This window comes from Sphingobacterium sp. LZ7M1 (genome assembly GCF_024296865.1).
Taxonomy (GTDB): Bacteria; Bacteroidota; Bacteroidia; order Sphingobacteriales; family Sphingobacteriaceae; genus Sphingobacterium.
Window position 1 is genome coordinate 2,059,357 of the sequence record NZ_CP101134.1, and the last position, 21,674, is coordinate 2,081,030.

Annotated in this window: 13 protein-coding genes and 1 pseudogene; 8 read left to right on the forward strand and 6 right to left on the reverse strand. The window is 38.5% G+C overall.

All coding sequences use genetic code 11. The annotated features are described in order from the left end of the window. Window positions 1–87: 87 nt before the first annotated feature. From NMK93_RS08745 to NMK93_RS08760, 4 genes are all read right to left on the reverse strand, one after another. Window positions 88–1,248 (reverse strand): FecR family protein, encoded by a 1,161-nt coding sequence (locus tag NMK93_RS08745; RefSeq protein WP_254530013.1) that lies wholly within the window; start codon window positions 1,246–1,248, stop codon window positions 88–90. Between the two features lie 56 nt (window positions 1,249–1,304). Then, the gene (locus NMK93_RS08750; protein ID WP_185211920.1) at window positions 1,305–1,847 is read right to left on the reverse strand and encodes an RNA polymerase sigma factor; all 543 of its coding nucleotides are present in this window, start codon (window positions 1,845–1,847) and stop codon (window positions 1,305–1,307) included. A gap of 374 nt (window positions 1,848–2,221) precedes the next feature. Further along, complete coding sequence (locus NMK93_RS08755) at window positions 2,222–4,123, reverse strand: FAD/NAD(P)-binding protein (protein ID WP_185211921.1); 1,902 nt, start codon at window positions 4,121–4,123, stop codon at window positions 2,222–2,224. A 484-nt stretch (window positions 4,124–4,607) separates the two neighbouring features. Further along, entirely contained in the window at window positions 4,608–5,612 is a 1,005-nt protein-coding gene (locus NMK93_RS08760; RefSeq protein ID WP_254530015.1) for an LLM class flavin-dependent oxidoreductase, read from the reverse strand. 530 nt (window positions 5,613–6,142) lie between these two features. Between NMK93_RS08760 and pckA the strand changes: the two genes are divergently transcribed. Genes pckA through NMK93_RS08775 form a run of 3 tightly spaced genes read left to right on the forward strand, consistent with a single transcriptional unit; the run spans window position 6,143 to window position 9,662 of the window. Further along, window positions 6,143–7,717, forward strand: coding sequence for a phosphoenolpyruvate carboxykinase (ATP) (gene pckA / locus NMK93_RS08765; RefSeq protein ID WP_254530017.1), 1,575 nt, complete (start codon window positions 6,143–6,145; stop codon window positions 7,715–7,717). Between the two features lie 11 nt (window positions 7,718–7,728). Continuing rightward, entirely contained in the window at window positions 7,729–8,754 is a 1,026-nt protein-coding gene (gene fbp / locus NMK93_RS08770) for a class 1 fructose-bisphosphatase (protein ID WP_214648477.1), read from the forward strand. Between the two features lie 50 nt (window positions 8,755–8,804). Beyond that, a complete protein-coding gene (locus NMK93_RS08775; RefSeq protein WP_254530019.1) occupies window positions 8,805–9,662 on the forward strand; it encodes a DUF6265 family protein in 858 nt (285 codons plus the stop codon). Window positions 9,663–9,733: 71 nt separating this feature from the next. On the opposite strand, the gene NMK93_RS08780 is transcribed toward NMK93_RS08775, so the two are convergent. Further along, a complete protein-coding gene (locus NMK93_RS08780) occupies window positions 9,734–11,899 on the reverse strand; it encodes a S46 family peptidase (protein WP_254530021.1) in 2,166 nt (721 codons plus the stop codon). Between the two features lie 267 nt (window positions 11,900–12,166). On the opposite strand from NMK93_RS08780, the gene NMK93_RS08785 reads away from it, so the two are divergent. The 5 genes and pseudogenes from NMK93_RS08785 to NMK93_RS08805 all read left to right on the forward strand — a co-directional run bounded on the left by NMK93_RS08785 (window position 12,167) and on the right by NMK93_RS08805 (window position 21,157). After that, window positions 12,167–13,909 (forward strand): chloride channel protein, encoded by a 1,743-nt coding sequence (locus tag NMK93_RS08785; protein WP_254530023.1) that lies wholly within the window; start codon window positions 12,167–12,169, stop codon window positions 13,907–13,909. A gap of 348 nt (window positions 13,910–14,257) precedes the next feature. Continuing rightward, complete coding sequence (locus tag NMK93_RS08790) at window positions 14,258–15,424, forward strand: efflux RND transporter periplasmic adaptor subunit (protein WP_254530025.1); 1,167 nt, start codon at window positions 14,258–14,260, stop codon at window positions 15,422–15,424. An 83-nt stretch (window positions 15,425–15,507) separates the two neighbouring features. Continuing rightward, window positions 15,508–18,666: pseudogene (locus tag NMK93_RS08795) on the forward strand (efflux RND transporter permease subunit). A gap of 7 nt (window positions 18,667–18,673) precedes the next feature. Beyond that, entirely contained in the window at window positions 18,674–20,140 is a 1,467-nt protein-coding gene (locus NMK93_RS08800; protein WP_254530027.1) for an efflux transporter outer membrane subunit, read from the forward strand. Between the two features lie 276 nt (window positions 20,141–20,416). Then, window positions 20,417–21,157, forward strand: a complete 741-nt coding sequence (locus NMK93_RS08805) for a sulfite exporter TauE/SafE family protein (protein WP_185211929.1) — start codon at window positions 20,417–20,419, stop codon at window positions 21,155–21,157. On the opposite strand, the gene NMK93_RS08810 is transcribed toward NMK93_RS08805, so the two are convergent. Further along, window positions 21,154–21,612, reverse strand: coding sequence for a hypothetical protein (locus tag NMK93_RS08810; protein ID WP_185217885.1), 459 nt, complete (start codon window positions 21,610–21,612; stop codon window positions 21,154–21,156). The two genes, NMK93_RS08805 and NMK93_RS08810, sit on opposite strands and share 4 nt — an antisense overlap. Window positions 21,613–21,674 lie beyond the last annotated feature (62 nt).

Genomic DNA, 21,674 nt, shown 5'->3' on the forward strand with positions numbered 1-21,674 from the left:
TAGATGTTTAAAATTGGTTCTTGCTTGTATCGGGATTAGCCACAGGTAGCGTTATATCCCTAAAATAGATGTTATGTGCTCATGATATCAATGTTTAAGTGTTGAAATTAATTGGTTATCTATAATCAGGAAATTGTATTTGGAGGTGTTATTTAAGATGTCTAGGATCTTGGAAAGCTTTACATCTCGATCGATAGTACCGGTGAAAGTTTCATCATTATTTTGGATGGATTGATAGTTTGTATTAATACCATACCAATTCTCAATTTGGAAAAGGATATCCTTGAGATTGTCCTTGCTGAAAATGAATTTATTGTTTTTCCACGCTAATTCTTTCTGTAAATCGGATTCTGATACGATGAGCCTATTCGCGATAAGCTCAACTTTTTGTAAGGGCTTCAATTCCTTGAAATCTGATTTTGATCTTATTTCAATTTTTCCTTCTTCAAGAGAGGCTATTAAACTGTTGTTATAATTATTGACATTAAAGGAAGTCCCTAAAACTTTAATTTCTGCATCGGCTGTTTTGACGATAAAAGGTTGTTTTGGACTGTGCTTGATCTGGAAGTAAGCTTCACCGCTTAAGTTGATCATTCTAATTTGCTGATCGAATCGTGAAGGAAATTTTATGGTTGAGTTGGAATTTAACCAGACCTTGCTGCTATCAGGTAGTACGATCGAATAATATTGGGCTGCAGGGACTTGGATCTCAAGCCATTTTATCTTCTCATTTTTTGTCGGTTGGTTGACTGTAGTTATGATTTTTTGATCTGAATTCAGAATTTCCCCAGAATGTTTCACCTGTAAAGGCTTATCCAACAGGATCTTTTCTCCATTTGATAAGATTAGTTGGGCCCCAACTTTGGCTGGATATTTATCCTTGTAAGCTGAGTCTACTTTTCTTTCATTTTGAGAAAGCTGTATAGTTTCTTCGTTGTTAAGCCAAGAAGAAGAGTATAATAATAAGAAAGAAAGAGCAAACAGTGTTAGAGATGCAGCAATAGACCATATGAATATTTTAGTTTTCTTTTTTCTTTGTCTCTTGTTCCAAGATTTTTCGGCATCGAAAGAATTTAGTAAGTCAAGATCCTCTTTCAATTGAACGGTGTTAACCGCATCTCGGAAAAAGTCTTTGTTTTCCATGTTTTCTTCCAGCCAATTATTCAGTTTCCTGATATCACGGACCGTACAAATACCTTGAATGTATTTGAAAATCAGAATGGCGATTAGTTTCTCCTTTTGGTTCATAATTATAATTAAGAAAACTTAATTACGGAAAAGGATGAAAGCTTATTAAAATAAATTTAATTTGAAGTTAAGAAATTGATAAATATTAAGAAGTATTCTGGGTTAAGATGCTTCTGTAGAAATGCAAGACCTCTTTTTTTGTGGGTTTTGACCGTGTTGATACTGATATTTAATTGGTCTTTAATTTCATTGTTGGTTAATCCTTCAAAAAAGCTTAGTTTGATTACCTGTTGGCACATGTTGGGCAGGGCATTGACAAGTCTATCGATTTCTTGCAATAATTCGGTGTAGATTACGAGGCGGTCTATATCTTGGGGATCTTTTTCATCAAATCCCGTAATTCTCCAATACCTTTGACTTATTTCAGTCCTTCTATGTTCGTTGATCAATTTATTTCTCACGGCAGTATATAGGAAGGATTTAATGGCCGATGGGTTGCTGGATATTTTAGATTTGTTCAATAGGTAAGAAGTGAATGCGTCCTGTGTTAGATCTTCTGCGCGTTCATAATCCCCTGTTAATTTGAATGCATAAAAATTTATGAATTTGTAATATTTGATATACAAATTTTTGTCAGACATATTGACTGGAGTGTTCATTTTTGAATGATAAAGGTATTGTTATAATGGTTTAATATGAATAAATATATGTAATTAAAAATTAAATATATTGCATGATATTGAAAAAGAGTTTTATAGTTTGATGCTTCAGCGCTTAAAGCCTGAAAACAGAAAATTATTCGATTCTTCTAAAATCGAATTGTAAAAATTAAGAAGTGTAATGGGGTTGGTTTTGTAAATGGGGGAGGGGTAAAAAAAATGATGGTGGATTTTAATCCTCTTCTGAATTAAAATCATCACCATCATACAGGAATTCTATCAATATAGAATTCGATTCTTGTGTCAATACTTCGTCTTTTATCATCTTTAATAAATTTTATTATCAAAAATATAAATAGACTTTAATCTGTGTATTAATTCGGTGTTAAGTTTGTGTAATTAACATTGGAAAAGGCTAGACTATAATTTGGTCTGCTTTCCAATATCGATTTATTCTTTATCCTTTCTAATGTAGCCTGACACCAGGTATTGCTGAAATTATTCGTTTCTCTTGATAAGCTGTCATTTTGTAAGTATGTTCCATCGGTTGGGATTCCATACAGGTAAATAAGCCCATTCTGTATATTGCCAATAAGTTTTCCTTCCTTATCAACAGCTATTTTTCCATTACTATAGTTTCCATTGACAATTTCCTGCACATATCCTTTCCTTCGCATCCGTTCGTATAGCTTGTTGTTTTTTAGCTTCAGGTTGCCTTTTGGTATCCGGGCATCGATCAGGAAATTAAATTCTTTTTCTACATAGGAATTCTTTAATAGTAATGCTTCTGGTTGGACTTCGATAACTGGTTCTTCAGAAAACATAAACTTTACATAGCCATCCTTGGCCAAGCAGAACAATTTATCGATACTATCCCTTGGAGGTCCAAAAGCGGTATGGTTAATGAATCCTTGCCAATATTTTTCAAAGGATTCCTGGGATTCCTCGTCAAAACCATTATGGGAGAAGAGCTCGGCAATAAGGTAGAAGCCTTCCCGAATTGCTGCAATTGCAGCAGCCATTGGACTTTTTAGCTCACCTTGTTCTGAAAGCTTCATGCTGTAAATGCTAAGATCGACAATGAACTCATGGTAATTTGTTTCCATCTGCACCTTAGAATAGGTCATCGGATCGATGAGTGCGGAGATAGAAAAAAGTTTGGTCGCATCAAAAGTGTCAATGAATTCCAGGATTTCTGCTGAAGTCAGCTCTTGGGTCGCATGTGTATAGGTGTAGAAGGCCAATTGTGCTTCAAGGTTATAGGTAGGCAGTATATCCCTTTCAAAATTTAGGGGTTCATTTCTACTTTTCAACAAATTGAGCCAGTCCTCATTCATTATTTTTAGTTCATATTTATTTCCATTCCAGAATGCATTTCGCGGTAGCATAGGGAGGTTTCTTCTTGAAAAAGGATAGATAATAGGTTCATATCCAGATGGAAGATAGCGGTATTCATGGTCCTGTTTATAAAATATTCCTCCTCGGCCTTCAGTAAGGTGTAGGACAGCATCCATAAAGGTCAAGCCTATTCCTTTGATGGCAACATCGACCTGTGCTGGAATCTCATCCAATAGCTCCACAGGGTAAGTTTGCGGAAGATAGAGGATGTTTTCATTGCAATCAGATGCTAAAAGATCTTCTTCCTCCATATTGGAATAACTATGGCCAGTACAAAAAATCGCTGATTCGTATTGGAAGGGCAAAGTCATTTTCGAACTTGTCAGTTGTACTCTGTCCATGTGTATATCCATGTCCAAGATATTGCTGTTGACCAGGTTGACTTCAATCTGATTGGGTTTATGGCTTAAGGTCTTGTGCAAAGCATCCATTAAGTAGAGCCCCATCAGCTCCCTAGAACAGAAGTCAGAAGGGTTAGGGCTGCTTTCTGCAGATTTGTTTTGATGGATCCAATCAATAAGTTTTAATCTGTTTGGAATATAATGTGACGATTCCGGCTCTTCCCAACAGCTTATTTCTGCTATGCAATCATTCATGATGAGATAGGAAGGCAGGGTAGGTTGGAAGTGAGGTCCAGAGGCAAATTCTCGGTTGTGATTAAACCAATGAATGTTGATGGGTTTATGGATGTTTTGGTCTATAGCTTTAGAAATAAAACGGTCTAGAGCATAAAAACCTTTGGGACCACCTCCAATAATAGCAATGTAAATTGCGTCTGATTTTTCGGCAGGCAATTCCTCGTCATTCACAATTTGGCTGTAAATGTGTTTAGGCACCTTACTCAGGTGTGGGTCTAGATATGCAGAATTCCAAATCATAATCTAATTTTTTATTAATCATTGGAGCTCAATTAAATTCACTAATAGATATAAAGCGTTTTAGTGCAATGCAAATCTTGCTATGATTGGATAATCATAGCCTAACAGTTTAGATTCACTTGTTTAGAAATTCACTTTTTTTGCTTCAATCAATGTTTTAACCCTTTGGATAAATTCATACCCCTCCAAGGACATCTAACTGATATCTCCAAAATTGTTAATTACTAAATCACATTAATAATATTTGTACCTTATTAAGCTAGACAAGCGTTAATGTGCCACTTGTTTCGCAATCTTTTTAACAAAGATTTAGTTTTGTGTGATGTAGTAAATATAACAGTAAATAACCATAAACGTTTTAGAGAAATGTGTTTTTTGAGTTTATTTTATTAATATTTTTTATCAATACCCTAATGTTAGGGTATAAAAAAAGGGATTTACGTTAAATCCCCTTTTATTTATTGCCTGAATGTGTTGAAATTGCTTATTCTTTGTTAATTAAATCGAAAGTATCCTTAATCAATTCAAAAGATTTCAATCTTTTTTGGTCATCATATATATAATTAGTGGTCATGATCTCTTGTGCATTTACCTCCTCAATCAATTCTTTAAGTGTCCTGGCCAATTGTTCAGGGTTGCCTGTATAGGTACTGGAAGTCATGGATTGGACTGCTTGCTCGATTTCAGGTATTCCGTGGAAAATGGGTTTTTCCGTTGGTGCTGATAAAGGCATCCTCCGGTTGGTCACTATTCCTGCAAAAAGGTTCTGCAAGCTGCTGGATAAAAATATGGCCTCTTCATTGGTCTCTGCTGCCACTATATTTACACAAACCATAAAATAAGGCTCCTGCAATTGTTCGGATGGTTTGAAGTTCATTCTATAGATATCGGCCGCAGCCTTTAACATATTTGGGGCGAAGTGTGCCGCAAATGCATAGGGTAAACCTAATTCCGCAGCAAGAAAGGCACTGTCCGTGCTGGACCCCAGAATCCAGATAGGGATTTCTAAACCTTCTCCAGGGAATGCGCGAACCTTGGAGCTGTGGTTGTCGGAACTGAAATAGCGTTGGAGGGACTGCACATCATCCTTGAAGTAAAATGCCGTATTTAAATTATTCCTCCTAAGTGCCATTGCGGTCACCTGATCGGTGCCGGGAGCTCGCCCAAGACCAAGATCAATTCGGTTGGGATAAATAGATTCTAAAGTTCCAAATTGTTCCGCAATCACCAAAGGGGAGTGGTTAGGGAGCATAATCCCTCCGGAACCAACCCTGATGTTTTGCGTTTGGCTCGCAATATGGCCGATCAAAACTGAAGTGGCCGAACTGGCAATAAATTCCATATTATGGTGTTCGGCGAGCCAGATCCTGGTATAACCTAGTTTGTCAATATGTTTGGCGCCTTCTGAAGCTCTTTCTATCGCTTCAGTGGCTGTATTATTCTTTCTTAAAGTGGCTAATTCCAGTAGAGAATATTGGATGTTCTTCATAAGGTAAATATACGTCTCAAATTACATTGAAATGGTAATCTTAATGTATGGAATTATTTAAGCTTTGTCACGATTCCTAAAATTTATAGAGAAGCAATGATGGTAGTCTAGTATTAACATAGGGTTTGAGGGATTTTTTATTTGAGTAAGTTCAAATTTTACCTTTCATTTTTAATCAAAATTGGAATAATTTTTAACATATATTGTCAATTTATTAAAGGATATTGTCATTTCATTTTAGCAAGGTAGAATTATCGCTACATTTTCATTTCAATTAAAATAATAAATACCTTAAAATCCCTTAAAAATCGCTAAAAACGTTGAAAAATGCATTTAAACTGTTTAAAGGCACATTATAGAAAAGGCTAGTATTTGCTGTATAAAATTGCTAAATTAATTATATCTATATTTTTCATTTTATTTAATTGAAAATAAGGTAGTTACAATTGTGTAAATTTTACAATATGCTAAATTTACTTTTTTTATTGCTAAAAATATATATAGCTTTGTTCGCAAAATAAATCCTATATATGACAAATTTAATCAGTAGTCAATTGGAGTCACTTGGGATCCGTCCTTCAAGTCCAATTTATTTTCAACTTCCAGTACCAGAACTGGTGGAAAGAGCGATTAAAAATAATGAAGCTTCCTTAACAGAAACAGGAGCATTGAGTTTCAAAACTGGCATTTTTACAGGGCGCTCGCCAGAGTCTAGATTTATCGTAAAAGACTCCGATACAGCAGAGCACGTAAATTGGGGAAAAGTGAACAAACCCATGAGCATCGAGCTGTTTGACCTGTTGCTGGCTAGAGTAACTGAATATCTTTCATTAAATCCCATTTATGTAAGATCGATACAAGCTTGTAATCATAAAGATTATTCCCAAAATGTACTTACGGTTACCCAAAGCCCTTGTCAGGATATTTTTGTGAACAATATGTTTATCAATGTAGATGTTGAAACGCAAGGACCAATCGATTGGACAGTCTTAGCAGCTTCAAATTTAAAAGTTGATGATTACCAGGCCTTGGGCTTGCCAACTTCACACTGTGTGGTTTTGGATCTAACCCGTAAAGTGGTTATCATCATCGGAACGGCATATACAGGAGAGATTAAGAAGGGGATTTTCTCTGCACTGAATTATTACTTGCCTTTAAAGCATAACGTGTTAACAATGCACTGTTCTGCAAATGTCGGTAAGAAAAACGACACTGCTTTATTCTTTGGCCTATCTGGGACGGGTAAAACAACGTTATCATCTGATCATGGTCGTTTATTGATCGGAGATGATGAGCATGGTTGGACGGAAAATGAGGTGTTTAACTTCGAAGGAGGTTGCTATGCGAAGGCCATTGGTTTGACGCAGCAACATGAACCACAAATCTTTAATGCTATCAAATTTGGTGCATTATTGGAGAACGTGAATTTTAAACCTGGAACTCGTGAAGCAGATTATGACGATAGCAGCATCACAGAAAACATGCGCGCTTCATACCCAATCGAATTTTTGGAAAATGTAAATCCTAGAGGATATGGTGCTTCACCAAAGCATATCTTCTTTTTGAGTGCGGATGCATTTGGAGTACTTCCTCCGATCTCCAAGCTTACTGCTGAACAGGCCATGTATTATTTTATCAATGGATATACAGCTAAAGTAGCAGGAACAGAAATGGGAGTAAAGACGCCTACGGCTACTTTCTCTGCTTGTTTTGGTGCTGCATTTATGCCATTGCATCCTATGCACTACGCGGAAATGTTAAGGAAGAAACTAGAAGAAAATCCGGATATCCAAGTTTGGTTGGTCAATACGGGTTGGGTAGCTGGTCCTTACGGCGTAGGAAGAAGGATACAGTTAAAATATACCCGTCAATTAATCCGTACCGCTATGGAGGGCCATATTGGCGAAGCAGGATATGAAAAACATCCGATTTTTAACCTTCAGATGCCAAGGGAATGTCCTGAAATCCCAACTAATCTATTAAATCCTAAACGCGTTTGGGACAATCCAGAAGCTTATGAGGAGTTAGCGGAAAAATTAAAGGGAATGTTTGATGAAAACTATGCTCAATTTATCCCGAAACCAGTTGAAAAGGTATTGAGTTAATAAAAAGAGAAATGGGAATTCAAACATTAGAGCAATTTATTTCTGAGCAACAAACTCAATTTCCTCAAGCAAAAGGAGAATTGACACGATTGCTACAAGGGATTTCTTTGGCCGCTAAAATTGTTCATAGGGAAGTAAATAAAGCTGGCTTGGCTGACATCCTAGGGAAGCAAGGTAATACCAATGCCCAAGGTGAGGAGCAACAAAAACTAGATGTATTTGCTGATCATTACTTTATGGATGCATTGGAACGAGTTGGCGAATGCTGCTATCTAGCTTCTGAAGAACATGAAGACGGAATAGATCTGACAAAACGAAATAAATATGCTGTAGGTAAGTATATGGTTTATTTTGATCCTTTGGATGGCTCTTCCAATATTGATGCAAATGTGTCAGTAGGTACTATTTTCTCCATCTATAAAAGAGTAAGCTCTGGAGAAGAGATCGAGAACATTGATTTTGCGCAGATCGGTAGAAAACAAGTTGCCGCAGGTTATGTGATCTATGGTTCTTCAACCATGCTTGTTTATACTACTGGAAAGGGAGTGAATGGCTTTACCTTGGATCCATCTATTGGAGAATTCTGTCTTTCCCATCCAGGTTTAAGGATTCCTGAAAATGGGAAGACCTATTCTGTAAATGAAAGCAATTACAACCAGTTTTCCCTAGCGATAAAACAATACCTGCAATTCTGCAAAGAAATCGATAAAGATACCAACCGACCATATTCTTCTCGATATATTGGTTCCTTAGTGGCCGATTTTCATAGGAATATGATTCAAGGAGGTCTGTTCTTATATCCGGATACCTATCAGTATCCGAATGGGAAACTTCGGTTGATGTATGAATGTAATCCATTGGCATTTATTGCTGAACAAGCTGGTGGTAAAGCTACAACCGGTGAGATGCCAATCTTGGACATTGAACCTGTCGAATTGCATCAAAGGACTCCGTTGATCATCGGAAGTAAGAACATGGTTGAAAAGGTAGAACAATTTATTGCAGAATATTCAAGTGTAGAACCGTCTTTTGTATAGGGTATTATTTAAGTAATTGAAAATAATTATGTTTGCAGAAAAATCTAATTATGAAAATACTATTTGCTGTACTGTGTCTGTTCTGCTTTCAGCTTTCCTATGCCCAAGATAGATTACCTCTGTTTTTAAAAGGTCATTGGGAAATACAGGGAAGCAATAGCGAAGAACATTGGGATGTTCTTTCTGACAAGAGCATGAAAGGCTTTGGTTACAAAATTGATGGTGCTATTCCTCAGGTTTCTGAATACCTGGATATCCAATTGAAAAAAGGTAAAGTGGTCTTGATGGCTACGGTAGTGGGTCAGAATAAGGGATTGCCAATTGAATTTACTGCCGAAGGAAAACCATCTGATAAGGAGATCAAGTTTGTGAATCATAAGCATGATTTCCCGCAAGAAATTACCTATAGCAAGGCTTCAGACTCTACAGGGAATTTGATTGTAAAAATCGTTGGTCAAGGAAAGGAACATACGCAAATCTTTCTTCCTAAGAAGGTTTCAGGTGCAAAGCAGGATACTGTCTATGATGAAGCTTTAGCACAGAAGTTAGGTTCAGATGAATACGGTATGAAATCCTACTTTTATGTGGTTTTGAAGACTGGAGAAAATAAAGATCAGGACAAAGATTTGATCAATACGGCTTTCAAAGGCCATATGGATAATATCAACAGGTTGGTTAAGGAAGAGAAGCTGATCGTTGCTGGTCCTTTTGGGAAGAATTCGGATCAATATAGGGGTCTATTTATTCTAAACAATATAAAGACAGAAGAGGAAGCGAAAGCAATTCTGGAAACTGATCCAGCTATAAAAGCGGGGTACCTGGCTTATTCTATTTATACCTGGTATGGTTCAGCGGCACTTCCAATGTATCTTCCATATTCAGAGAAAATTACCAAATCCAAATTCTAATATAGTTAAAACAGATTCGGCCAGTCATTGCTCTGCAAGACTGGCCGAGTTTTTTATTTAAATATTGTGATTTATTTAACTCCCATTTCTTGGATGATGAATTGGGCATTGTCAACCTTATCTGCTATCCATAACACATAACGGATATCGACACCGATCGAACGACTGTAGCTCTCGTTCCAAGCGAAATCATTGATAGTAGCATCATAAGCTCTATCGAAGTTCACTCCGATCAATTCGCCGTAAGCATTCATGATAGGAGATCCTGAGTTTCCGCCCGTAGTGTCCATGTTATATAGGATGTTAACAGGTACATCATTCAAATCCTTTTTAAAGTAGTTTCCGAAGTTCTTGTCCAGCCAATTGGTCTTGATTGCTTCAGGATAGGTGAATTCATTTAAACCTGAGTTACCCTTTTCAATGATTCCTTTTACGGTAGTGAAGGGTTCCATGTAGGTGGCATCTGCAGGACTATAGCCCTTTATGTTTCCAAATGTCAACCTTAAAGTTGAATTCGCATCAGGGATAAAGCTTTTTGATTGGAACTTTTCTTTTACGGCAATATAATCCGCCATTAACTTGTTCAAATTACCTTCTCTTCTTTTTTGTTCCGCATAGAATGGCTGCATTTCCGTTTCCAGTTCTTTTTGAAACTTCATTAAATCATCTGAATACTTTAAGAAAGAATTTACATCCTTTAGGACCGTGTTCTCAAAATACTCTTGATTAGACAGTTTGGAATCTTCGATGGCCTTGCTGATATAATCAGAAGCAGCCTGTTCGTTACTGAATTTGTGAGCTGCAACAAATGGAAGGGCATTGCCATCTTTTAATTGGTAAGCTTGAGCAAACATGCTGCTTGCAATACTTTTATCTACATTTAGATTGAAGCTTTCATAAAGGCCAGCTAACTGTTTCTTGAAATTATCAATATTGGCCTTGTACAATTCTTCCTTACGTTTACTTGATAGTTCTTTGTTAATAGCATCTTGAAAGCTATTGGTCAAGGAAGCAAATTGTAAGGATCGAATTCCAGAATAGATGTTGTTATACCATAATTCTTTTTCTGCATTTTGGAAAACCAATCCGTAGTGTTGGCCTATATCTTTCATCAAAGAACCATATTGAGCTTTTAACGCGGCATCATTCTCAATGAATTTTGCCAATTCCTCATCCTCCTTGATCTTGGTGTTGACAAGGTCGATGTTTCTCAAGCCTTTCAATTTACCTCTGTAATTCTTCATTACATTTGCATTCCTCTTGATCCTTGTTGCAAGTGCCAATTCAGTAGCTTTATCATCTTTTCCTGCAAGTAGCATCTGCTGATTTTGGAAATCATAAAGTTCTGAGGTGTAAGGCAATAAATATTGCTGCTGATATTCAATATACTGGGCAGGTCTATGACGGAAAGTACGACCAGGGTAGCCAAGGATAAAAACGAAATCATTTTCATTTACACCTTTAGGATTTACCTTTAAATGTTTCTTTGGTTTATAAGGGACATTATCTTTAGAATATTTCGCAGAAGAACCATCCTTGGCAACATAGGCTCTCAAGAAAGAGAAGTCACCTGTATGTCTAGGCCATACCCAGTTGTCCGTCTCACCACCGAACTCTCCAATGTTCTGTCTAGGGATATAAACCAATCGCACATCTTCTATGGTTTTATATTTGAACAATACATAGCTCTTGCCAATGAACATCTCAGAAACTTCAGCCTTGATGGTTGGATCTTGGGCTTCAGCTTCTTTTGCAATTTCTTTTCTTTTGTTGGTAATGATATCGATACGCTGGCTAGGGTCAGTGACATTTGCAACAGCTTCCAAAATTCTCTGGGATACATCTTCATAAGAGTCCGTAATCCGGATATTCAGTCCCTTGGCTTCGATTTCTTGCTCATGCGAATTCGCGACGAATCCATTTTCTAAATAATTGTGTTCGGGTGTGGAGGCTAATTGAACGGCACTGAAAGCACAGTGATGGTTGGTGATGATCAATCCATTCGGAGAGACAAATGAGCCAGAACAACCACTAACCTGTACCAAGGCATCGACTAGGCCTATCTGTCCGGGATTATAGATCTCCTTTTCGCTAATTTTTAATCCTGCTTTTTTCAGACCGGCTTTGCCCAGTTCGCTCAAAGGGAACATCCCTTCATCAGGAATGGCATTCGGAATGATGACCGTTCCGGTGGTTAAGAAAGCAGCAATTATCCCTGCTTTGATAAAGTTTAACATAACTATAGATTTTGTTTCATCCCAAAAATACTAAATGTTAATTGGCAAAACAGATTTATTGCTGTAATACCTGGGGTATTATTTAACTATTCGATAAATGGTTCCTATATTTGCAGAAAATAGGGAATTTTATTCACGCTAATTTAATAATAGGAACCTTAGCCTTTATAAATAGCAAACATTAATCTTTAGCTATCTAAAAGGGGAAATGACCAACGAATGAGACAAAAATTTCTAAAGAAACTAGAGGCTTTAAATAGGTGGAGAATGCAGAAGATTTCGAACAGAAATTTTCTAATCGTTCTAGCCTTTGTGGTGGGTATTGTAGGTGGGTTGGCAGCTGCTCTCTTGAAAGGATTAACTCATTTTATCGCGGCCAAACTACAGGATGATCTTGAATGGCATTTCAAATATTCCCTTTATTTGATATTTCCGCTGATCGGTATTTTCCTGAGTGTGCTATATGTCCGCAAGTTCATAAAGGGAAAAAAGCTTGAGCACGGAATCACACCAATCATTTACGCCATTTCCCGACGGTCCAGTCGAATCGATCTACATAATATTTATTCCCAAATTGTTACCAGTGCCATTACGGTTGGCTTTGGAGGGTCTTCAGGTTTGGAGGCACCGATTGCCTATTCCGGTTCCGCCATTGGTTCCAATATTGGACGGTTCTTCGGATTGAGCTATAAGGAAGTTACGATGCTTTTGGCATGTGGAGCTGCAGCAGGGATATCCGGAGCATTTAATAGTCCCGTTGCTGGGATGGTATTTGCCATTGAAATCCTATTGCCCGAGTTCTCAATCCCCGTCTTTATTCCATTGTTGATTTCCTCTGCCTTAGCTGCGGTTATCTCAAGGATCTTATACAGCGAACCTTTGTTCCATACTGCTGCAACAGATTGGGAGGTGAGCTCGATATTCTTTTACATTCTATTAGCCGTTTTGGTCGGCCTCTATACCATCTATTTCTCCAAGATCAGCCAAGTAGTAAAGAATTGGTTTTCGAAAATCAAGAATCCATATAATAAGGTATGGGTCAGTGGGATTTCCTTGGGAGTCATGATCTTCGTATTCCCCGCCTTATATGGAGAGGGCTATCTGACCATACAGCAGATCCTTGATGGGCACTTTAACTCGATTGTCAAGAATTCCCTGTTTTCAGATTATCGAGACATGGCCTGGGTAGTTGTTTGTTATACAGTTTTGGTTCTATTTGGTAAATCCTTTGCATCACTATTTACAATCAATGGGGGAGGAAACGGAGGTATCTTTGGACCTAGTTTGGTCATGGGTGGATTGATAGGCTTTGCCTTCGCCTATGGCATGAACCAAACTGGCTTTGTGCAACTCAATGTTCCTAATTTCGTGATGGCTGGTATGGCCGCCGCACTTGCAGGAATTATGCATGCGCCGTTGACAGGAATTTTTCTTATTGCCGAAATCACCGGCGGATATACTTTGATGGTACCCTTGATGTTGGTTGCTTCGATTTCTTACTTAATCAATCGAGGGGTGATGAAGCACTCTGTCTATACCAAAGTATTGGCAGAATCCGGAGATCTTCTTTCTTACAAAGATAAAGACCGTACTGTTCTCAGTATGATGAAACTGAGGTATGTGCTTGAAACCAATTTTGTTGTTTTGAGACCGGATCAGACCCCATTGGACCGTCAATCGGATATTTTACATTCCAAACGGAATATATTCCCAATCGTTGACGAAAAAGGAAAACTTCTAGGGATCCTATATAGTGAGCGATTATTTTCCATTCTATTAGGTGAAGAAGAGGGAAGAGATAAAACTTTTGCCACTTTAGCTCAAAAGCCTAATGATATCATTATTGAAACGGAGAATATGGAGCATGTGATGACGAAGATGAATAAAGAGGATGTTTGGATCCTTCCAGTGGTCAATAAGGATGAACAATACCTAGGTTTTATATCAAAGTCTTCTGTTTTCAATAAATATCGCGGGCTTTTAATTAGACAAGGCCAATATTTGGAGTAATCCTATCGATTTGACCAAAATATGTTGCTTTGTTTACCATCTGTAGCAATAATATTCCCTCTAAATTTCGTTGAAATCATACAAAGGATTGCCTTTGACTGCTGATTTTCCAATTGGTTTAATTGAAAAAAATAAAGAAATCCCTTTTTTATTTTTTTCAAATGCATGGTTTTAGCCTTTGAAAACCAACGATTTATAGCTTAAATGTCTTAGAATTAACAAAATATTAACTAAAGTATAATCTGTTAACAAATGTTAAACGGTACAATAATTGTTAAATGATACGTTAATAAGATGGAAGTGTAATAAAAATATTACGAATACAAAGTACAAAATCGGAAAATTACTGTGAAGAAAACAAAGTTATCAATTTTAAAAGCAACATTATTATTAATAGGAACAGTAGGCATCATGTCCAGTTGTTCTGAAAGTAAATCCAAAGAAAAAGAAGATACCGCAAAACCCATGGCATTACCAGTTTATACCGTCGATAAATCAGACGCTGTAACGGTAAAAGATTACCTAGGTACCATAGAAGGTAAGGTAAATGTTGAAGTACGTCCTCAAGTAGAGGGTTTGCTGCAGGAAATCTATGTAGATGAAGGTGCTTATGTTCAAAAAGGGCAGAAGCTATTCAAAATAGATCCATCTTTCTATCAAGAGGATTTAAATAATATGTATGCTGCAGAGAAAGTGGCGCAAGCCAAATTAAAGAATGCGAAGTTAGAAGTTGACCGTTTGAAACCATTGGTAGAGAACGATGTCATTGCAGATGTTAGGTTAGCATCAGCGGAATCTGACTATCAAGTCGCAAAAGCAGGACTGGATCAAGCTGCTGCAGAAGTTCGCTCGGCACAGTTAAGTAGAAATTTTACAACGATCACCGCGCCAGTGAGTGGTTATATAGGTCGTATTCCTAAGCGTATCGGGAACTTGATTACCAAAGGTGACAAAGAACCTTTGACTAATCTATCGGATATCCAAGAGGTTTATATCTATTTCGCAATGAACGAATCAGACTTCTTGTACTTCTCAAAGGCACAGGCTAAAGCTGATAGTGTCGAAGGTCGTAAATACGATAAATTGAAACGCCTGACTTTCCCAGAGGTTACCCTGATGATGGCCGATGGCGAAGAATACTCCTCCAAAGGTGTTGTAGATGCGGTTAATGGACAAGTTGATAGAACCACAGGTTCCATCTCATTGAGAGCGACTTTCCCTAATCCTAACAATATCTTGCGTTCAGGGAGTACGGGAACATTAAAAATTGCCGAAGTCAAGAAAGATGTATTGCAGATTCCGCAGATTGCGACCAATGAATTGCAGGACAAAACCTTTGTGTTTGTAGTTGACAAAAACAACCAGGCACAACGTCGTAACATCAAATTGAACGGTTCTACCAAGGATAAGTATATCGTATCTGAAGGCCTGCAAGAAGGTGACCGCGTAATTTTAAGTGGATTCGAAGAGCTGACTGATGGCTCTGTGATCATGCCTATACCTCAACAAAAATAATTGTCAAATTAATTTTGCTTATTCTGACCTTTCCATTGCGCATGCAGGAAGGGCTTAGGATAGCTAAACCCTAATATTGCTATATGCTTAAAACATTCGTAAGTCGTCCCGTTTTAGCTACTGTTGTATCTATTATCTTGGTTATTTTGGGATTGGTTGGGATGAAGTTACTTCCAGTAACGCGTTTCCCTGAAATCGCTCCGCCAAGTGTGGTTGTTTCCTTGAGTTATCCCGGTGCAACTGCTGAAACTGTAGCCAGCTCCGTTCTATTGCCAATTGAAGAAGCGATCAACGGGGTAGAAAACATGACTTATATCAGGTCAACTGCCTCCAACTCAGGATCTGGTTAGGTAACCGTATATTTTAAAACCGGTACCAACCCTGATGTGGCTTCAGTAAACGTTCAAACGAGGATCTCAAAAGCTATATCTTCCATTCCAGCGGAAGTAAACGAAGCTGGTATCACCACGATGCCACGGCAAAGTGGGGTTATCATGACCATCAATATCTTCTCTAACCAGAAAGATTCGGTCTATGATGAAACATTCCTACAGGCATTTGCCCAGATTAACTTAATGCGCCCATTGCTTCGTGTTGATGGGGTGGCCCAGGTTTCCAGGTTAGGAGCAAGGGATTACGCCATGCGTGTTTGGTTAAATCCCGAGAAATTAGCCCTGTACAATCTGGTGCCGAAAGATATATCGGATGCCATCAAGGATCAAAACTTTGAGATTGCACCTGGTAAATTTGGTGAAACATCAGATGAGGCCTTTGAAACCGTTATTAAACACAAAGGACGATTTAGTCAACCGGAAGAATTCCAGAATATTGTCATCAAAACCAATAATGATGGTTCCGTTCTATACCTGAAAGATGTTGCCCGGGTCGAGTTTGGTGCTACCAACTTAAACTCTGATAACAAGGTTGACGGGAAACCAGGTTTGACGCTTAACTTAACTCAGACCAGTGGTTCCAATGCCCATGATATTGATGTTGAGGTGCGCAAGGTATTAGAGGAACAAAGGAAATACTTCCCGAAAGGAATTGACTATGACATCACCTATTCCGTGCGTGACCAGATTGACCAATCCATCGATCAGGTAAAACATACCCTTTTCGAGGCGTTTATCTTGGTATTTATCATCGTATTTATCTTCTTGCAAGATTTCAGATCTACCTTGATACCTGCCATTGCGATTCCTGTATCCCTCATCGGTACCTTCTTTTTCTTGCAGCTCTTTGGCTTCTCGCTGAATGTACTGACGATGTTTGCACTCGTCCTCGCCATTGGTATTGTGGTCGATGATGCCATTGTCGTCGTCGAGGCCATCCACCATAAGATGCATGCCACGGGACAAAAACCGCGACAGGCGACTTTATCGACCATGTCGGAGATTACTGGAGCCATCCTTTCCATTACGATGGTTATGGCGGCAGTATTCTTACCTGTAGGGTTTATGGAGGGACCGGCCGGTATATTCTATCGACAGTTTGCCTATACCTTGGCTACGGCCATTTTGATTTCCGCCTTGAACGCTTTGACCTTAAGCCCTGCATTATGTGCATTGCTTCTTAAGGCACCTCAAGATGAAAAGGAAATCGGTAAGAAGAAAAATAAATTCAATACTTATAAAGACAGGTTCTTTACGGCCTTTAATACCTCATTCGATAGGTTCACTGATAAATATATCATTGGCGTTAAGAAGTTGATCAAAAATCAAAAGGTAGCATGGGCTGGTTTAGCTGTAATTACGGCTATCGGAGCATTCTTGATGATGAAATCACCAAAGTCGTTTATCCCGACTGAGGATGATGGATTCGTGACCTTTAATATTGCCATGCCTGCTGGTGCTTCCTTGGCCAGAACGACAGAAGTTCTCAAGAAAGCTGATAGTATCTTGAGGAGGCATAAAGATATCGAAGGAATGACTTCCGTATCAGGTTATAATGCCCTGGATGCGAGTTCCAGTCCCGCATTTGCTGCTGGCTATATTACTTTAGTTCCGCATGCTGATCGTAAGTATATCAAGAATATCCAAGACTTTATGGATACGGTCAGGAATGATCTTTCCCAACTTCATGAAGCTAAATTTACGGTATTCCCAAGACCAACCGTTCAAGGTTTTGGTGACTTCGCCGGTATCGAGCTGGTTCTACAGGATAGGTTAGGAGGTGATATCCGAGATTTCAACGTCTTGGCTGATACCTTTATCAATCAACTGAATGAATTACCGGAGATAGGAAATGCCTATACCAGTTTTAAATCAACCTTCCCGCAATATGAAGTCAATATTGATGTAGTTAAGGCTAAATCATTGGGTGTTAGTATCAATAGTTTGATGTCGACCATCCGTTTATACTTCGCAAGGGTACAGGCCTCAGATTTTAGCCGATTTGGTAGACAGTACCGTGTGTATGTACAGTCAGATTTTGATTTCCGTACCGATCCGGAATCCTTTAGTTCTATTTTCGTAAGGAATACTGAAGGAAAAATGGTGCCTATCAATACCATAGTCACATTGAAAAAGATCGTTGGACCTGAAACCATTACGCGTTATAACTTGTACAATGCGATCGTTGTCAATGCTGAGCCAGCTAAGGGCTACAGTACAGGTGATGCCATGGAGGCCATTGAGAAATTCTCTCAAGATAAGTTGCCGGGAAATATCGGTTATGAATGGACCGGTATGAGTTTAGAAGAAAGTCAGTCCGGCTCACAGACCATCCTCATCTTTGCATTGAGTATCCTGTTTGTGTACTTTTTATTGGCTGCGCAATATGAAAGCTATATCCTCCCTTGGGCGGTATTGCTATCCATTCCAGTAGGTCTGATCGGAGTTTATGCAACGATTGGTCTGGCAGGACTTCAAAATAATATCTATGTGCAAGTCGGTTTGATCATGTTGATTGGTTTGCTGGCGAAAAATGCCATCCTTATCGTCGAGTTTGCCGTGCAGGAAAGAGACAAGGGAATGAGTATAGTGGATGCCGCTATCAATGGTGCAAGGTTAAGGTTAAGACCTATCCTAATGACCAGTTTGGCATTCGTAGCAGGTTTGATCCCATTGATGTGGACTGTTGGTCCATCAGCTATCGGTAACCATTCCATCAGTTTCAGTGCCGCCGGCGGTATGTTGTTCGGAGTAACCTTTGGTATTTTCATTATCCCAGTGCTATTTGTTGTTTTCAAATCCCTGGACGAAAAGGTTCGTAATAAAATTAAAACGGAAGAAGAAGAATAGATCATCAATGAATAAGAAAATAATATTTAGAGTTTTAATCGGTTGTCTTTGTGCTGCATTCTTTATGGTGCAGGGCTGTAAGGTAGGGCAGAAATACCAGCAACCCGATTTAAACATGCCTGAAAAATTTAGGGGCGATACCCTGGCATATTTTGGTGATACTTCGAGTATCAGCGAGATCTCTTGGAAAGAATTTTTCCATGATCCTACCCTAAAAGATTTGATTGATTCTGCATTGACCAATAACTATGATATGCAAACAGCATTGAAAAATATTGAGATTGCTAACAAATGGATGCGCCAGAACAGGTTTAATTATCTCCCAGAAGTGGATGCAACCATTGCCGGGGTCAATAAACAGTACAGATCCAAGCACTTTGGTTCTGGTCCATCAACCAGATGGTATGAGTTCAATGGTAAAAAAGCTCCTGAGAACATGTTTACTTATACTTCCCAATTTGGTACAGAAATAGGCTTCAGTTGGGAGATTGATATCTGGGGCAAGATCAGCAATGCCAAAGACCAATTGGTTGCAGAATACCTGAATACACAGGAGGCGAAGAATGCCATCCAGACCAATTTGATCGCTAGTGTTGCCAAAGGCTATTTTAACTTATTGATGTTAGACGCCAAAATCGAAGTTGCTAAGCGAAATGTGCAACTGAACGATAGCACCCTTCAGATGATCAAATTGCAATATGATGCAGGTGAAATTACAGCATTAGCTATCCAACAAACCGAGTCCCAGCGATTGATCGCTGCCTCCTTGGTGCCTGAATTGGAGAAAGAAATCGTCCTTCAGGAAAATGCATTGAGGATTTTGATTGGTGAGATGCCAGATTCTGTATCTAGAGGGACCAGTTTTGAGCACTTATTTGCTGAAAACAAAGATATTTCTTTAGGCTCTCCGCTTGAGATCATCCGGAATAGACCTGATGTGAGGGGCGCGGAGTTAGGTTTGATTGCCGCTAATGCCAATGCAAATATCCAACAAGCCATGCGTTATCCAAGCTTATCTCTTGAAGGGGTATTTGGAGTCAACTCTAGTTTGCCAAAGAACTGGTTTTCCATTCCAGGTTCCCTATTAGGTGGAATTGGAGGTAGTTTGACTGCTCCAATCTTTAAGAACAGAAAATTAAAGACCGAGTGGGAAGTTGCAAAAATTGAAAGAGACAAGGCTGAAATAGATTTCCAAAAAACGGTATTAGAAGCTGTTTCTGAGGTTTCAGATGCCGTAGTGACCGTAGAGAAATTAAGAGAACAATTAGAATTTGCAAGATTAAGAGTCGAGAACTCTGAAAAAGCAGTAAAAAATGCAGGATTGTTGTTCAAAGGTGGTTATGCTACCTACTTGGAGGTGATCACTGCACAAGGTAATGCACTTGATTCAGATTTGGCTTTGGTTGAATTGCGTCAAGAACACCTGGAATCCTATGTTGACCTTTATAGGTCCTTAGGCGGTGGCTGGAGATAAAACCACCTATTAAACAAGCTTCACAGTATCATTATGATACATTTCCATCGTTCTTAGCTTTCCGATTAAAAGCAAAGAACACCAAAAAAATGGGTTGGGTTTCGATGAGATTCCCACCCATTTGCTTTTTAACCGAAAAATTAATTCCTTACCGATTTTCAACACTCCAATTCAGCTCAATAACCTAAATTCTACCTGCTAAATAGTATATTTGAATACCGACCAGCAATTTATTGCATGAAAAACATTATTAACTGTTAACCGAATATTCTTCAGATGGAGAGGTATTTTATTTTCTTGGTTTTAGCACTGATCACAGAGATTATTGGCACAGTGTCTGGGTTTGGCTCGTCCATTTTATTCGTTCCGACCGCTTCCTTGTTCTTTGATTTTAAAGCCGTATTGGGGATTACTGCTGTTTTCCATGTATTCAGTAACCTTTCCAAGATCACTTTATTCCGGAAAGGTATCAATAAAGATATAGCACTGAAACTAGGCATTCCCGCTGTATTATTTGTGATAATCGGAGCTATGTTGACCAAATATGTTCCTGTCAAGGAAATGGAATTGGGAATGAACCTGTTAATTGCCAGCCTTGCCGTATTCCTTCTTTTCCGATTTGATAAACCCTTGAAACAGACCAATCAGAACTTATATTTAGGTGGGGTGATATCCGGATTTTTTGCGGGTCTTGTTGGGACTGGCGGAGCCATCAGGGGAATCACTCTCGCGGCCTTCAATCTGCCCAAAGACATCTTTATTGCCACTTCTGCCTTGATAGATCTTGGTGTCGATTTCAGTAGGGCTGTCGTATATGTATCCCAAGGCTATTTTCCTTCAGAATATATCAAGCTGATTCCTTTTCTGATCCTTGTGAGTATTTTGGGAAGTTATTTGGGTAAAGTAATCTTGAAACATACATCAGAAAGGGTCTTCAAATACATTGTCTTAGGGGTAGTCATCTTAACTTCGGTATTTCAGTTTATCAACTATTTCACCAAAGCCTCAGGATCTTAAAATCTAAAGTTAGGACGGTTGGTAAAAGGAGAAAATGACCAAGGAATGGAACTTAAAATGATTAGACTGATCCATATGTATCTTTTCCATAAATAAGTAAAACCATTGCTGCCAATCTTTTTCTTTACTAGGTTGTTCACGATATTGATCATGAATACCGCCAAAGTCATCATTGACATATGCTCCAAACCGAAGAATCTAAGTTGACGAGTTTTTACTCCTACTGAAATATCATTCCAAAAGGCCGTAACGATGGGGCTGTTCAAGTATAAAATCCAGCCAATCAGAAATTGTATATTATAGATCGTGGTCAATCTAAGTAAGATCTGATAATCCTTCAAACTAAAGATCTTGTTATTTCTATGGTTGATAAATATCCAGGCGATTTGAAATAGGAGCGCAAATAAAACCAGCCAACGGAAATAGGAGTGAAGGATTAGAAGATAATGGTACACAGATAATGAATAAGTAAAATGATGCTAAAATTACATACGAATAATTAAATTCGTGTCGTTTT